This window comes from Staphylococcus sp. OJ82 (assembly GCF_000294465.1).
Taxonomy (GTDB): domain Bacteria; phylum Bacillota; class Bacilli; order Staphylococcales; family Staphylococcaceae; genus Staphylococcus; species Staphylococcus equorum.
Genome location: NZ_ALPU01000001.1, coordinates 22,646 through 38,124 on the forward strand (window position 1 = coordinate 22,646; position 15,479 = coordinate 38,124).

General features: G+C 32.7%; 13 protein-coding genes. 6 read left to right on the forward strand and 7 right to left on the reverse strand.

Features of this window, described 5'->3' with window-relative positions; all coding sequences use genetic code 11:
• Window positions 1-292: 292 nt before the first annotated feature.
• Window positions 293-1,993 (forward strand): dihydroxy-acid dehydratase, encoded by a 1,701-nt coding sequence (gene ilvD / locus SOJ_RS00095; protein ID WP_002506001.1) that lies wholly within the window; start codon window positions 293-295, stop codon window positions 1,991-1,993.
• Between the two features lie 668 nt (window positions 1,994-2,661).
• On the opposite strand, the gene SOJ_RS00100 is transcribed toward ilvD, so the two are convergent.
• The gene (locus tag SOJ_RS00100) at window positions 2,662-3,993 is read right to left on the reverse strand and encodes a sodium-dependent transporter (RefSeq protein ID WP_172457956.1); all 1,332 of its coding nucleotides are present in this window, start codon (window positions 3,991-3,993) and stop codon (window positions 2,662-2,664) included.
• 297 nt (window positions 3,994-4,290) lie between these two features.
• On the opposite strand from SOJ_RS00100, the gene brnQ reads away from it, so the two are divergent.
• Together brnQ and SOJ_RS00110 are read left to right on the forward strand one after the other, a co-directional pair.
• Window positions 4,291-5,595 (forward strand): branched-chain amino acid transport system II carrier protein, encoded by a 1,305-nt coding sequence (brnQ, locus tag SOJ_RS00105; protein WP_002506003.1) that lies wholly within the window; start codon window positions 4,291-4,293, stop codon window positions 5,593-5,595.
• Window positions 5,596-5,761: 166 nt separating this feature from the next.
• On the forward strand, window positions 5,762-6,133 hold the full coding sequence (locus SOJ_RS00110) for an iron chaperone (RefSeq protein WP_002506004.1): 372 nt from the start codon (window positions 5,762-5,764) through the stop codon (window positions 6,131-6,133).
• 179 nt (window positions 6,134-6,312) lie between these two features.
• Here the strand turns inward: SOJ_RS00110 and SOJ_RS00115 are convergent, their stop codons facing one another.
• A complete protein-coding gene (locus SOJ_RS00115) occupies window positions 6,313-7,050 on the reverse strand; it encodes an alpha/beta hydrolase (RefSeq protein WP_002506005.1) in 738 nt (245 codons plus the stop codon).
• A gap of 184 nt (window positions 7,051-7,234) precedes the next feature.
• The gene (locus tag SOJ_RS00120) at window positions 7,235-7,768 is read right to left on the reverse strand and encodes a hypothetical protein (protein ID WP_002506006.1); all 534 of its coding nucleotides are present in this window, start codon (window positions 7,766-7,768) and stop codon (window positions 7,235-7,237) included.
• A gap of 310 nt (window positions 7,769-8,078) precedes the next feature.
• On the opposite strand from SOJ_RS00120, the gene SOJ_RS00125 reads away from it, so the two are divergent.
• Window positions 8,079-8,813 carry a poly-gamma-glutamate hydrolase family protein gene (locus SOJ_RS00125; protein ID WP_002506007.1) on the forward strand — a complete coding sequence of 245 codons (735 nt, stop codon included), beginning with the start codon at window positions 8,079-8,081 and terminating at the stop codon, window positions 8,811-8,813.
• Window positions 8,814-8,908: 95 nt separating this feature from the next.
• Here the strand turns inward: SOJ_RS00125 and SOJ_RS00130 are convergent, their stop codons facing one another.
• A complete protein-coding gene (locus SOJ_RS00130) occupies window positions 8,909-10,123 on the reverse strand; it encodes a CynX/NimT family MFS transporter (RefSeq protein WP_002506008.1) in 1,215 nt (404 codons plus the stop codon).
• A 368-nt stretch (window positions 10,124-10,491) separates the two neighbouring features.
• Here SOJ_RS00130 and SOJ_RS00135 point away from each other — a divergent pair, with 368 nt between their 5' ends.
• Both SOJ_RS00135 and isaB read left to right on the forward strand, forming a co-directional pair.
• Window positions 10,492-11,085, forward strand: coding sequence for a histidine phosphatase family protein (locus SOJ_RS00135; RefSeq protein WP_002506009.1), 594 nt, complete (start codon window positions 10,492-10,494; stop codon window positions 11,083-11,085).
• Between the two features lie 365 nt (window positions 11,086-11,450).
• Complete coding sequence (isaB, locus tag SOJ_RS00140; RefSeq protein WP_002506010.1) at window positions 11,451-12,062, forward strand: immunodominant staphylococcal antigen IsaB family protein; 612 nt, start codon at window positions 11,451-11,453, stop codon at window positions 12,060-12,062.
• Window positions 12,063-12,364: 302 nt separating this feature from the next.
• Here the strand turns inward: isaB and SOJ_RS00145 are convergent, their stop codons facing one another.
• The 3 genes from SOJ_RS00145 to SOJ_RS00155 form a co-directional block, all read right to left on the reverse strand.
• A complete protein-coding gene (locus tag SOJ_RS00145) occupies window positions 12,365-13,840 on the reverse strand; it encodes a Mur ligase family protein (RefSeq protein ID WP_002506011.1) in 1,476 nt (491 codons plus the stop codon).
• A gap of 145 nt (window positions 13,841-13,985) precedes the next feature.
• Complete coding sequence (locus SOJ_RS00150; RefSeq protein WP_002506012.1) at window positions 13,986-14,804, reverse strand: anti-sigma factor; 819 nt, start codon at window positions 14,802-14,804, stop codon at window positions 13,986-13,988.
• Window positions 14,794-15,363 carry an RNA polymerase sigma factor gene (locus SOJ_RS00155; RefSeq protein ID WP_002506013.1) on the reverse strand — a complete coding sequence of 190 codons (570 nt, stop codon included), beginning with the start codon at window positions 15,361-15,363 and terminating at the stop codon, window positions 14,794-14,796. The genes SOJ_RS00150 and SOJ_RS00155 overlap by 11 nt, the downstream gene beginning before the upstream one ends.
• Between the last annotated feature and the right edge of the window lie 116 nt (window positions 15,364-15,479).

Genomic DNA, 15,479 nt, shown 5'->3' on the forward strand with positions numbered 1-15,479 from the left:
GATTTGTATAAATCATTTTAATATTGACACGAAGGAAATATACCGATACTGTGTATATTCAATATCATTTTTTAATTTGCTTAGCATATATGGTGTGATTTTTAAAAAATGTGCTTTACGAATGGCTCAACAGCCCTATCTCGCACTGTTATTTTAAATTTATAACCGTTTTATATTCCTATGCAGGTTACATTAGAAAATGTATTAAATATTTTTTAGCGAACAAAACATTTGATTATTTTAAATTTTCAGAGTATTCATACAATATAGACTTATTAATGGGGGTAATTTTTTGACTAAAGAAACAGAACATACAGAAGATAAAAAAGATTTGCGTATACGCAGCAAAGTCATTAGTGAAGGTGTAAGTCGTACACCTAACCGTTCCTATCTACGTGCACTTGGCTTTGAAGATGAAGATTTCAAAAAACCGATGATTGGTGTAGCAAGTACATGGAGTGAAGTAACACCATGTAACATGCACATTGATGGTTTAGCGCGTGCATCTAAACAAGGTATTAGTGAAGCTGGGGCCTCACCTCTTATTTTCAACACCATTACTGTCTCTGACGGTATTTCCATGGGTACAGATGGCATGCGTTTCTCACTACCGAGTCGTGAAGTTATTGCTGATTCAATCGAAACTGTAGTAAGTGCAGAGAATTTAGATGGCGTTGTGGCAATTGGCGGCTGTGATAAGAATATGCCTGGTTGTATGATTGGTATTGCACGTCTTAACTTGCCTGCTGTTTTCGTATTTGGTGGCACGATTATGCCTGGTAAATTAGACGGCAAAGATTTAGATGCCGTTTCAGCATTTGAAGGCGTAGGTCAGTACAATAACGGAGAAATCGAAAAAGAAGCATTACATAAAGTAGAATGTGCAGCATGTCCTGGCGCAGGTGCTTGTGGTGGTATGTTTACTGCAAACACTATGTCTTCAGCTATAGAAGCAATGGGCATGAGTTTACCTGGAAGTGCCTCTCATCCAGCTGTATCGACAAACAAAATGAAAGATAGTAGAGCTGCCGGAAAAGCAGTTTATAACTTATTAGAACAAGATATTTATCCTAAAGACATCATGACGAAAGAAGCCTTTGAAAATGCAATCACAGTCGTTATGGCATTAGGTGGTTCTACAAATGCTATTTTACATCTATTAGCTATTGCACATACGATTGAAGTAGATCTGACACTTGATGATTTTGAAAAAATTCGTAAACGTGTGCCACACATTGCTGACTTAAGACCAAGTGGTAAATACGTTATGGCACATCTTGATGAAGCAGGTGGTATTCCTGGAGTAATGAAATTACTTTATGACAACGGCTTAATCCATGGCGATTGCCTAACAGTAACTGGTAAAACTGTTGCTGAAAACTTAGAAAATGAACCTGGCTTAACTGATAATAAAGAAATTATTAATTTTGATAAACCTAAACATGCGACTGGTCCACTTGTTATCTTAAAAGGTAACCTTGCACCAGAAGGCGCAGTTGCTAAAATTTCAGGATTAAGTGTAACTTATATTAAAGGACCAGCACGTGTATTCGATTCTGAATCTAAAGCAACAAAAGCGATTCTTAATGACGATATTAAACCTGGTGACGTCGTAGTTATCCGTTATGCTGGTCCTAAAGGCGCACCTGGCATGCCTGAAATGTTATCCGCATCATCTATTTTAGTAGGTAAAGGATTAGGCGAATCTGTTGCTTTAGTCACAGATGGCCGCTTCTCAGGTGGTTCACATGGTCTCGTAATCGGACACGCTGCACCCGAATCAATGGTAGGTGGACCAATGGCCTTACTAGAAGAAAACGACACTGTTACAATCGATGCTGAAAATCTTGAAATAAGCTTTGATGTATCAGATGAAGAACTTGAACGTCGTAGTCAACAATGGCAAGTGCCACCATCAAAAGCTACTCGAGGTACACTCGCAAAATATGCTAAACTCGTGTCTTCTGCTTCTAAAGGTGCTATCACAGACTAATATATTAAAACATTTCTACCCACTTTAACTAAAGTATTATCATAATGAACATTTATTCTGTTCTTTATGGTAATGCTTTTTTATTTTTGAATATTTTTAAAAAAGAATCGTGAAAAACACTTTTGCATGCGTTGTCGTTTTATTTTTCGAATTATTCGCACTTACGAATGATTTGTTACTATATAAGAAATTTTAAACAAAATTAAGCACAATTATATTAAAGTGAAGATAATAAAACGAAGCGAGGTGAATTATATGAGCTTTATCATTGATATCATCAAAGAAATCATCGGTTTATTCACTGGAAAATAATTTCTGAAATTGCTTTAAGGTACTGATATTTAATTAAATATCAGTACCTTATTGGTAGTGTTAACTGAATCATATTAAATTTTTATACATAAAACACCTCATTTTAAAGTTATGTTGGTGCATCTTTAAAACGAGGTGTCTTATTTTTTATATGAATTTATATAATTGTCCATTTTTGTAAAGCACTGACGTCTATCGAAATAGTATGGGATCGGGTGAGAAATCTAATATTCTAATAAGATTTCATCGTACGAACGTAGCCCGTCAAAGAGGACTTGAAAATAGAATACAAGAGCTAAAGCTCTTGCATAAGAACTACTTGTCTTCATAAATGCAGTAGTAGGTCTTTAAAACCTTTATATGAATTGCACTACAAAGATCAAAATAATTACTATAGGTAAAATAAATTTAATTAAGTAATACCAAGGTATAAATAATCTAAGCTTATCTTTGCCAAAATGTGCTTTCAAATCATTTTTATCTAATAATTGACCAACAACTAGTGTTGTTCCTAATGCTCCCAATGGCATTAATATATTCGAAACTAAAAAGTCCATATTATCAAAGATAGTACCTGCTGCAAATTGTATATGACCTAAGCTCCCAAAAGATAGTGTTGCGGGGATACTGATTACGAACACTAATATACTTACATAAAATGCAACTGGCTTACGTTTTGAATTATCATTTTTTGTGAAGTTCGAAACGTTCAATTCTAATAGTGAAATAGAAGAAGTAAGTGCTGCAAATAAGAATAAGATTAAAAAGATTAGGTAAAATCCTTGGCCAAATGCCATTTGATCAAATACTTTTGGTAATACTTTAAATAGTAACCCAGGCCCTTCTGTTGGGCTGTAGCCAAATGCTGAAATCGCAGGAAATATAGCTAAGCCTGCCAAAATTGAAACCAGTATATTCATCGCTACAATAGAAATTGCTGAAGTCTTAATAGTCATCTCTTTTGACGCATAGCTCGCGTATGTAATCATGCCTGTTGTCCCTAATGATAATGTGAAGAAGGATTGCCCAAGTGCAAATAAGACACCCTCCATAGAAACTTCTTCTAGGCGTGGTTGCAAAATGTATTTTAGTCCTTCAAATGATCCTTCAAGCGTTAAAGATTTAATAACAATAACAATTAAAAAGATAAACAATAGTGGCATCATAAATTTAGAGGCTTTTTCTAAACCTTTTTCAACACCCATCATCACAATAAACATCGTTAACAATATAAAGATGCCTTGCCCAGTAATCGTTAAGAAAGGATTACTAATAATAGATTCAAACTGTATACTTCCTAATTGATTACCATTAAGGGTTAATATTTGAAGTGCAACGTTAAATATATAAATGATAATCCAACCACCTATCACACTATAAAAACCAAATAGTATGAATACAGCTAAATTACCGTTCCATCCAATAACGTTCAACCATTTTTTCTTTGTTAACTTTTCATAAATTACAGTTGTATAAGTCTTCCCCAACTTACCAACAGTAAATTCCATCATTAATAGAGGTAGTCCGACAACTATCGTAAATATTAAAAACATTAATAAAAATGCGCCTCCGCCATACATACCAGCCATATATGGAAATTTCCACATTGCTCCTAGCCCTATAGCAGATCCTGCACTTGCTAAAATGAAGCCCGTCGATGACTTCCATTGTGATTGTTTACTCATAATTTTACATCCTTTGTGTTTTACAAAACTTCATTGCGTTAAAGCGTTTTAGTAACATAGCAATTACTATAACATTTTTCAGTGATTGTCTCAATATAAATTTCCTTTGTTGGTGCGCACTATGTATCTTAAGACAAAACATGAGAGCCTTCTGTTACATTGAACATTTTATGACGTTTATAAAACACAATATTTTTAATATTGAAAATTATCTGACATCTTATTGAATTAACAAGAAATATATGTTAAAGTTGCTTATGTTTTGTGCAAGTAAATTTCCTTTAAATCGAGGTATTAGAAATGAACAGACTCATCTTAATTTCTGGTCTAATGTTATTCTCATTTTTCTTTGGAGCCGGAAATTTAATATTTCCACCTATGTTAGGGTATACAGCTCAAGAAAATATGTGGGTTTCTATGACTGGATTCGCTATAACAGGCATCTTATTGCCTTATCTTACAGTAATCGTCGTAGCTTATATGAATGGCGGCGTTGAAAGTATTGGTAACAAAGTCCACCCTATTTATGGGACAATCTTTGCTATCTTTATTTATTTATCTATCGGTGCATTATATGGTATCCCACGTGCTGCAAATGTTGCGTACGAAATTGGAACAAATCATGTTTTACCAGTACATAATCATGTTACATTAATCGTATTTTCAATAATATTTTTCCTAATTGTTTATTTTATCGCATTATATCCAAATCGTATTATAGATAATTTAGGTAAATACCTTACACCTATTTTAATATTTATTATAGCTATTTTATGTATTCTAGTAATCATAAATCCAGAAGGTTCAATTGGCCAACCAAGTGGTGATTATGCACAAACTCCACTCGTATCAGGTATTTTAGAGGGGTATTTCACGATGGACCTTGTGGCTGCGCTAGCCTTTTCTGTTGTGATTGTGCAAAGCTTCAAAATGAACGGCATTACCGATCAAAAAACACTCGTTAAAAACGTAATTAAAGCTGGTTTGATCTCTGCTATTTTACTATTAGTCATCTATTTTGCACTGGCTTATGTAGGTGCTACAACAACTCAAGCTGGCTTTAAAGATGGCACAGGAATTTTAACTTTTAATTCGTTACGTGTATTTGGCTCATTTGGCAACCTATTATTTGGCATCATCGTTATATTGGCTTGCTTAACTACTTGTGTTGGATTAGTAAATGCATGTGCGGCCTTTGCGATGAAAAAATTACCGAAAGTATCATATAAAATTTTCGTGCTTATCTTTTCATTATTAGGCTTTTTAGTTTCAACATTAGGTTTAGAACTGATATTAGAAATTGCAGTGCCCTTGTTAACATTTATATATCCAACGTCGATTGTATTGGTACTCATTTCATTAGTAAGTATTTTTATTCCATTTGAAATGAAATTTGCGTTTATCATTCCTACTATAGTGACTTTAATTATTTCAGTGTTACAGATACTCAATGATTTCAAATTATTCCAACCACTGAATGCGTTATATCAAGTGTTACCACTCTCTGATATTCAATTAAGTTGGCTCATACCATTTATAGTCTTACTTATCGTTGGATTAATAATAGATTTTCTCTTAAAAAATAAACCAGCAAAATCGTTATAAATTCATTGTGTTTCTATACAAGCGAGCTGGAGATAATATTGGTTTCGCTGTCATAGCCTTTTCTTATTTTGCTTTACGATGGTTTGTCATAATTAGCTTTGCTAAAATGGATATTATGCAAATAAATTTATTTTAGTTATATTTTTAAAAGGGGATGGGATATTACATGGATAATTTCAATGAATTTTTACAAACTATAGATAATGATAAACACAAAAAAACAATGACTGAGATTTTCAATTGGATTTCAGAAACCTTTCCTAATCTTGAGACAACCATAAAATGGAACCAGCCTATGCTCACAGATCACGGTACTTTTATTCTCGCTTTTAGTAAAGCAAAACAACACTTTTCAATTGCACCTGAAGCGAAAGGCATGACTGAATTTAGTGAACGTATTGATGCCGCTGGTTACTCACAAACGAACAATCTATTTCGAATAAAATGGACTCAAGAGGTCGATTACAGATTATTAAAAGATATAATTCAATTCAACATTGATGATAAAGCCTATTGTTCAACATTTTGGAGAACTTAAAATTTATTCCAAGATAAGATTACGGTAAAAGAAAGCGAATATAAGCCTAAATTTAAATTCGCTTTTTGTCCCATTGTTGTAAATAGGTAAAAAAATGATGATCTCTACTATATTTCAGTAGAAATCATCATTTTTTATCTGGAGCATTAGTGTCCTAAAAGCTTTTTCGTGCTAAAAGGTTAATAATCTTCGAAAAATGCAATAACATCTTGTTCTACTTCTATATGACCTTCACCATAAGTCATTAAATGTTTGGATGGCCCATAACCTTTCACTTCTTTTTGTTCATGTGTAATACGATCATAGATATAACGTGCACTCGTTGCATAAGCGTCATCGTCTTGTTCACCGAATTTGATAGTAATGGGTGCAGTGATTTGATCTAATTTTGACATCACATCTTCAACTACGATTTGAAATTGATTAAGTCCTGGTGCATAGCGCTCAATATTCGCAATTTGTTGCGCTACCTCTGATTGTTGTAAACCAACCAAGTCGCCCATACGTTGACCATAATAAGTCAATCTACCAGAGAGACCAGCATCACTTTTTCGATATGGTGTAGACATAATAGCTATCGCATCTATAGGTTGATGCTCTGCCAATTTGAGTGATAATATACCACCTAATGATATACCACAGACACCAATACTTGAATAACCTTTATCCTGTAAAAATTGATAACCCTCTAATACATCTTGCCACCAATCTTCAATATCATAGGTCATCAACGTGTCTAACATTAAACCATGACCTTTGTATGCAGGAACATAACATGTAAAACCCGCTTTATGTAATTTAGTGGCTAGTAATTTTACATCTCTCACCGTACCCGTGAATGAATGTAATAATAATATAGCCCGTTCCGCTTCATTATTTTCCAAAAATATTGGGTTTGGCGCCTTAACATTTATCATCTTTGTCACTCCAAAATTTAGTTTCATCATTTATTGTAATTCAAATTCATAATGCGTACAAAGCATATAAACTATTACTTTTTTAAAATAAATACCCCTTTCAAAATCCAACACATTTTCGTGTTACTTTTGAAGGGGGTATTTTAATGAATTATTAACATTTATGACTTCTCTTAGTTTTTAGTTATTGGTTCATGTTAAAGAATTGTAATTCATATATTGATTTTTCATCATACGCATTAAAAGTGTCAATTTTACCATTTAAATGTATTTCTTGTGTTTTTCTACTTACATTATGCTGGTAAGCTATTCTCACATTTAAATCAGATTCATAACCGTTATTCTTAATTGTACTTTCAATTTCCGAATAAACGTCTTTATTAATCGGTAACAAATAACCTTCTTTACTAGGTAAAATATTAACATATTTTGTTTGCAAGATGTCTTGATTACCAAGATAGATTTCTATTTTTATATTTTTAGCAGCACCGCCACCCAAGTTATATAATTTCAAAAAATCTTGGTCTTCATCACTATCAATAGCAGTATTTCTTAAGTTTAATTCATCATGGTCTCTAGTAATCAGTATTTGATTAAAACCGAGCGCCGGTAAAAAACTGATTTTCATTTGGTACAGTTGCACACTGACTGATATAAAGTAAAACAGTGCCATTATAAATGTACCAAGTGAGCCAATCGCCGAAATAATATTTATCATAATTGTAAACCTCCATTGTTTTATTTAAGAGGCAGGATTTGAATCGTAACATATTTTACACTCAAAAAAAATAACGAGCCGCCAAAAGGCAGCCCGTAACTAAGAGGAAGTCTGTTAACATGCCCAAGGGCATGTTACAGACCTGCCTCTAGTTATCATGCCCGAGGGCATGAACAATTATTGTACAATGAACTTTTACTTTTCACAACCTAACATATATTTTTGATTTTATAAATGTTTTATAGCATTTACAATTGTATGCTATTATTATATTTATAAAATATGATTTAATATCAATAGGAGTTGTCGTATGTATAGTTCTAATCAAAGAGTCACCTCATTTTTAAAGATCACTTCATTTTCCACTATATGCTTTTTAACATTTTGTTTTTTCCTTACTTTATCTCCTAAAGCGATTTATGCCAATGATTTATACACGTCAATGACTGAACTTATGGAAGACACCGAAGAAGGTAGCGACTGGGAAATCACTTATAACAACAACCAGAGCAACGCGCTTATTGCAGCAATACACGGAGGTAATATCGAACCTGGAACTAGTGAAGTAGCAAAACTAACTGCTACCAAGGGGGCATATAATTACTATAGCTTCCAAGGCATTCGTTCCACGAACAACGCAAGTTTACATGTAACTTCAGTTAACTTTGATGAACCTATTATAGAAGATATGCAACAACAAGTATCAAATTCCGTCATGATTCATGGTGCAAACGGCGATGCACCTATCGTTTATATTGGTGGTAAAGATGATGCTTTAAAAGCGTCTATCGAAGAACAATTAGAGCTTAAAGATTTCGATGTACAAACATCCCCTAGTCATTTAGAAGTTGAAGCTGACGAAAATATTGTCAATAAAAACAATCAAAATGCAGGTGTACAGTTAGAATTAACGACTGGATTACGACAATCCTTTTTTAACAACCAAGACCTAACTATGAATTCTAGGCAAGATCAAAGTAATTGGAGCTTTGCAATGTATGACTTTGCTCAAGCAATACAAACAGCAATACATGAACATGAATAATTTCATTGAAAATTCTCTTTTAAGCTAACATAAAAACGCAGTCGCTTTTTTAACTCAAACGACCGCGTTTTTTATCATTTATTTTCCGAATTTTATTACGTTTCATCTTCAACCACTTTATTTTTAGCAGCAGGATAGCCAAAAATAAAGATTAAAATGGACATAATGATTAATGCGACAACACCTGAATTCCAACTTCCAGTTGCATCATACAGATAACCAATTAGGAATGGTCCAATTGCAGCAATTAAATAACCGACAAATTGTCCAAACCCTGAAAGTGATATACTGCCTTCACTTGTATTCGCACGAATCGAGAAGAATGTCATACATAAACTGAAACATGCCCCCATAGCTAAACCTGCAATCACAATACCAATAATCAATAGCACGAGTGATTGTGTAAAGAACAGACTAAATCCGATTAAGAATAATATTGTAATAATCACGACTAAAATGCGTTGATCTTTCAACTTAAAAGCAACAATTGGAAATATAAAAGTCATAGGAACTTGAGAGAATTGATTTAACATCAATAAATAGCCTGCTGTGGTGGGTTCTAACCCTCTATCTATGAGAATTGAAGGCACCCATGCAACCATCGTATAGAACACCATCGATTGAAATCCCATCGTCAATGCGACCATCCACGCTAATTTAGACTTTACAATATTTACTTTTTTTGAAGTCTTTAGTTTCGACTGATCCACTGTCGCTTGTTCCAATTTGGCACCTGTACGTGCTTTAGGTATCCACAACAATAACGCAATTACACCAAAGATAATCCAAAAAGATAATGACAATCTAAATCCTATAGGTGATATTTCGGATAATGGAAAACTTAATCCCCCACCTAAGCCAGCTGTAAAATTCATCGTCCCACTATAAATACCTGTCGCTAATCCAATTTGCATTGGAAAATACCATTTAACATAACTTGGTAAGACGACATTCCCAAATGCAATGGCAATACCCAGCAATAATGTCCCAATAATAAACAAATTAAAGTCACCAGCGATACGTAAAAACAACGCAACAATCAATAATATCGTAGAGTAAAATATCGTGCGCGACATCGTTAAGCGTGACGTAACTTTAGAGACAAGTGGTGATACAATCGCAAAAATAATCAGTGGTATAGTAGTTAAAATACCTGCTACACTATTATCAATTTCCATCACTTGTTTAATCTCTTCGATTACAGGACCTACAGAAGTAAGTGGCGCTCTTAATGTCGAAGCTATAAAAACAATAGCTATAATAACGCCCCAACGCTCATTAATTCTGTGTGTACGATAAAGTTCCGACATCTTACCCCACCTTTCTACAATAACTTAATTTTAACTCACCATATTTTAAAATCTTATATACTCTATATCATTCAATGTTACTATATTCATTTTAAAATAGCTTCTTTTATTAAAATAATCGCAGTCAATTTACCAACCAGTAAAAAGTATTATAGCGACCTATTTATACTATTGCTAATTACGTTACTACAATACTAAATATATTTAAAGATGATAAATTTTTAATTATAGAACTACTTTTGTAAAATGAATAGATACATGAGAAACTAAGCTATAAGATACATGACACATTTATACATATCTATATATGAGTAAATGGTAATAATATAATTTTGAATTAAAAAAAACTATGATAAAGGTTGGTATCAATGACGGAAATTTGTTTTATTAGACACGGGGAAACAGACTGGAATACAGCAGGGAAATTACAAGGTCGCACAGACGTACCATTAAATAACACAGGCGTTAAACAAGCCGAAGCATGCAGCAAATTTCTAAATCATTCAGAATGGGATCTTATCATCACGAGCCCATTAGCGAGAGCGAAAAAGACAGCAGAAATTATTCAGCAACAACTCACTATACCTTTGATAGAAATAGAGGACTTTATTGAAATTTCATTCGGCGATGCTGAGGGATTATCAACAGAAGAACGTACAGCGTTATATCCCGATCGACTTTACCCAAACAAAGAACAAGCACACGTCGTAACAGATCGCTTTCTTAATGGGATAAACTCAGTTATAGAACAGTACAAAGATCAAAAAATTCTAATTGTCTCTCATGGCGCATTTATTAAAGCAGTATTTTCTTACTATTCTAATGGAGAAATCAGTACTGATTCACCAAGGTTGTCTAATGGCAGTCTAAGTACCCTTAAACTAACGAATAAACAAGCTACAATTTTAAATTATAATGAAGCGGCACATTTACCATCGCATTCTTCACTAGGAAAAAAGTAGCAGTCATTTTATAATTATTATGAATAATATATCTTGTAAATGAACTACTTTAGTTAAATGAATTTTATATCTTTAACGGTTAATTATAACTTTTTGTTATGATTAACCGTTTTTTTATAAAGTCCATGACAATATTTGAGAGCAGTAAGTAGATTGAATGAATATAGCGTTTTAAAAATAATTCAAAGAAAATTTCTAAAATGTGAACTCTATCTAAAAAGAAAACGTATATTTATTGAGTCAAATTAAAAAGGGGGCTAGTTGTGTAAGCTTATTTTGGATTTAATTTGGTAGTTAAAATCTAATGAGAATTAAGGTTAGACAACATGAATTACTTTAAAAACTAAAAATAGGGGTGAAGCTTTATGAATAAAAAATTATTAGTATTATCATCAACAGTCGCAGCTACAGGTTTTTTAGTAGGAGCAGGAAATGGCGTAATTGGAAATAACACTGCACATGCGGACACAATGAATTCTCAAGAAAATAACATGAACAACAATATGCAACAACAAGCCATACCAATGGAACAAGGCATGAATGATATGCAAGGCAATATGATGAACAGCAATATGGAAGAAACTATGATGCCATATTATAATTACACTGGCTACACAACATATGATGGTCATTTCACTCAAGATTATGATTTTGTAAGAGCGTTAAAATACGATAACGTAATGATTGATGGGTACAAAGTTAACACTGCAACAAATGATAAAGACGTGTCTACAAGTAAAAAAGTGAATGACACAATGGTTGATATGAATAAAGATGGCCAAGTCGTTAATATCACTTTTGATACTAAAGCCGATACGGTAAGCAAAGCAATGTTCAAAGAAGCACATATGTCTAACCATATGTCTGACGAAGGACAAACAGAAAACGGCTCATATATGACTTATGAAACAAATAATGGCATGTATACAGCACACTTCGACGAACAAGGATATTTAATGAAAGTAATGATAAGTTAATAAATAGTAACAAAAAAAAGGACCTGATTATAGGTCCTTTTACTATGCCAACAAAGTCAGCGACTTTGTTGGCACATTTTTATGTTTTATATGATAAATGATTGTTAGGGAGCAAGATAGAAATCTAATTTTTCTAATAATATTTCGACGTATGAGCCCACCTCGGCAAAGCCGACTATAAAATGGAACTCAAGCGTTGAAGATTTTGTATAATAATTACTTGTCTTCATAAATGCAATAGTAGTTTTTTTAAAGACTTGGTATAAGCGCATTTTCAATTCATTCAGCCACTGCCAATTAAGTTAAATTATATCCATTTGTAGTATTTCTTCTATATATGATTGATCATCATGGTCATACTTACTACCTTTAAAGTTTTGCGGTTCATTAATACCAGTAAGCAAGATGACCTCATTATTGCTATCTGTAGCATATAATAGCTCTCGTATACCTTCCTTTCTCGAGCATCCATTTAAAACCACACTCTTTTTATAACTATCAGGTAAATGCTGATTCATAAATTTGATAATAAGTTTAGGATCTACATACCCTACTTGCTCTGCAGCCAGCATCAACTTATGAACACCATCAGGAAGATCATCGACAGTCAAAGCGATTTTATCAAAACCTCTTAAGCCTATACCAGTAATCATCGTATTTAATTTTTTTCCAATACTGTCCGTATAGTTTAAAGCATTGTTTACTGATTCTCTAACTGCTAAAGCTGTATGTGCAAAATCTAAAATAATCGTATATGCACCTATGTCAATAATTTGAAAACGATGTAAAGGTGACTCAATCACATGAGCTGCTTGAATAATAGCTTCGATATCGAAATCCATTTTATGCAATGCAAACATACTCGTCGCTAGGTTAATGTAATTATGCCCACCCTCAAAAGTAGGATGAACACAATACTTCGCTCCATCGATAATGATATCAATATGACTATTTTCCGCATGATATTGGTAATATGTTTCTTCTTGATTTGAAAAATATAAATCATCTTTTGCTATAGATCTATATTCAGTCATGTCCCAATTCACTAAATTCGATTTACTTAGATTATCCAACTTTAACTTAGCATTTAAATAATTTTCCATTGTGCCATGATATTCAAGATGTTCCGGACTAAAGTTAGTAAATACTGCTAACTCATTTTGAATGAAGTCAATGCGTCTTTGTTCTAAAGCAATAGAAGTTGCTTCATAAATTACATAATCATAATTTTCACGATAAAAATAATCTATGATTTCTCCCATTTCAAAATACATCGGCGTCGTTTGCGTCGTATGGTTAAATTTCATTTTGTTATAATGACTATCAAACACGCCCATCGTACCGATGATAGCTACTTTTTCACCTAACTGTGTTAATAAATTTCCAATCATATGACAGGTTGTTGTTTTTCCGTTTGTACCCGTCACTGCAATAAAATTTAAAGCGTCAATGGCATCTCCATAGTATAACTTCACTAATTGATTAGCCACATTAGGAAAATCATTGATATAAATTATGGGCATATTAAATTCGAAATCTTTAAAAGTAGACGGACTCGCATCTGTAATCATAATCAATGGTTTCATTTCATTTGCACGTTCCGCATAATAAACCGTATTATCCGAACACTTCAACATAAATATTGTGTCTTGCTGAATATCTTGATACATTGACGTAATTTTTTCACAAATCTTATCTGTCTTCACTTTTACGCTTAATGAACTCTTAACTATGTTTTCTCCAATTGTTAATAATATATCTTCAACAGTTATTTTCATTATATTCACCCAACATTTATCGTTTATTTTATAATACTTAAATATGCATATTAAAAAAGTAATTATAAAGTATACGTATAAATCAAAGAAAAGGATCACATTAATCTGTGATCCTTTCAAAATAATTTTTTAAATCAAAACCAAGTTAAATTTCATTACTAGACATAATCATTTGTCCTTTAGGTTGTTTATTATTAGGTGATGGTTCTAGTGTAATTGCTATTTTATCTTCTTTATCAACATCTACATTACTTAAGTCAAAAACAACCATGCCTTTATCATTCGCACTCGCAAATGTTCCTGCAGGGTGTGCTTGCTCGCCTTTTAATATCCATACTTGATAAACTTCATTACCTTCTGTTGGCTCAATATCATTGGCTTCAACCATTAATTTTCTATCTTTCGTACCATTAGATTTAGACAGATAGGCTTGCCCTTGCACTTCATCTCTGGCCATAGAATTTAAATTTATTGGTTTCGCATCATTCGTATTAATCATGGAAGATGATTGATTTTGAGATTCCTTATATCCAAAGTATTGCACGCCATTACCTATAATAGATAAGAACAATAGCGCTACTATAACGCCTATCGATACACGTTTGGTAATAACACTTTTAGATTTTTTCTTCTTATGTTTCGAAATATGCGCTATTTGTTGATTTTCATGATTGTTATTTGCACTTGTTGTATCAATTTCATCTTCTTGCTGTTCTTTTTCTGCTTCTTCGTTTGAATTGTTGTCTTCATCTAGCACCGACGTTAAAATTCTTTTCTTCATACCTGTTGGCGGTTCAATTTCTTGATTACTATAAGGAAGTGAATCGTGAAGAACGTTTAAGTCGTCTAAAGTCTCATGGCTTTCAGATGACAAATCTAATTCTTTTTCAACTTGCTCTTTTTCACTTTCGCTCAGATTGCCATTAAAATAATCATATAGCTTATCAACTCTATTATCTTTCATCTTCTCCACGCTCCCTTCTTAAATGTTTTTTGGAATAATCGTTCAAATGCTTAATTGACAGTCTCATTCTACTCTTAACAGTTCCCAATGGAGTTTGTAATTTATCAGCAATTTCTTGCTGACTCAAACCTTTATAATAAAACAAATAAATGATCTTTTGTTGATCTTTATTTAAAAGTGAAATCATTTTTTTAATTTCTTCAGAGACTTCCTTATCCAATAAGTCATATTCTGGTAGACTATTGTTTTGTATTCCTTGGAAATCCTCATCAAACTCATTTTCAATATGCTTATTTTTTCTTAACATATCTATAGATTTATTACGGCATAACGTAATAAGCCAAGTCGACATTTTTCCTTTGTTTGGTTTGAAAATTGCTTTTTGATTCCAAATTTTCATGAAAACATCTTGCAAAACTTCTTCACTAGATTGAACATCTTTTGTGATTTTGTAAGCCAAATTAAATAACAATGACTCATATCGATCATATAGGATTTCTAAGCTCTCACTGTCCTTTTTATCGATTATTGATCTATAAAGATCATTTTCATCTATCATGCCGTCCCCTCCTTAGTTTAAATTCAGTATCTAGAAATACTTATCCTATATGTATATTTACATATGTATACAATAAACATACGAAAGTTATATGTTAAAAGTTTAACTTTCAAGAA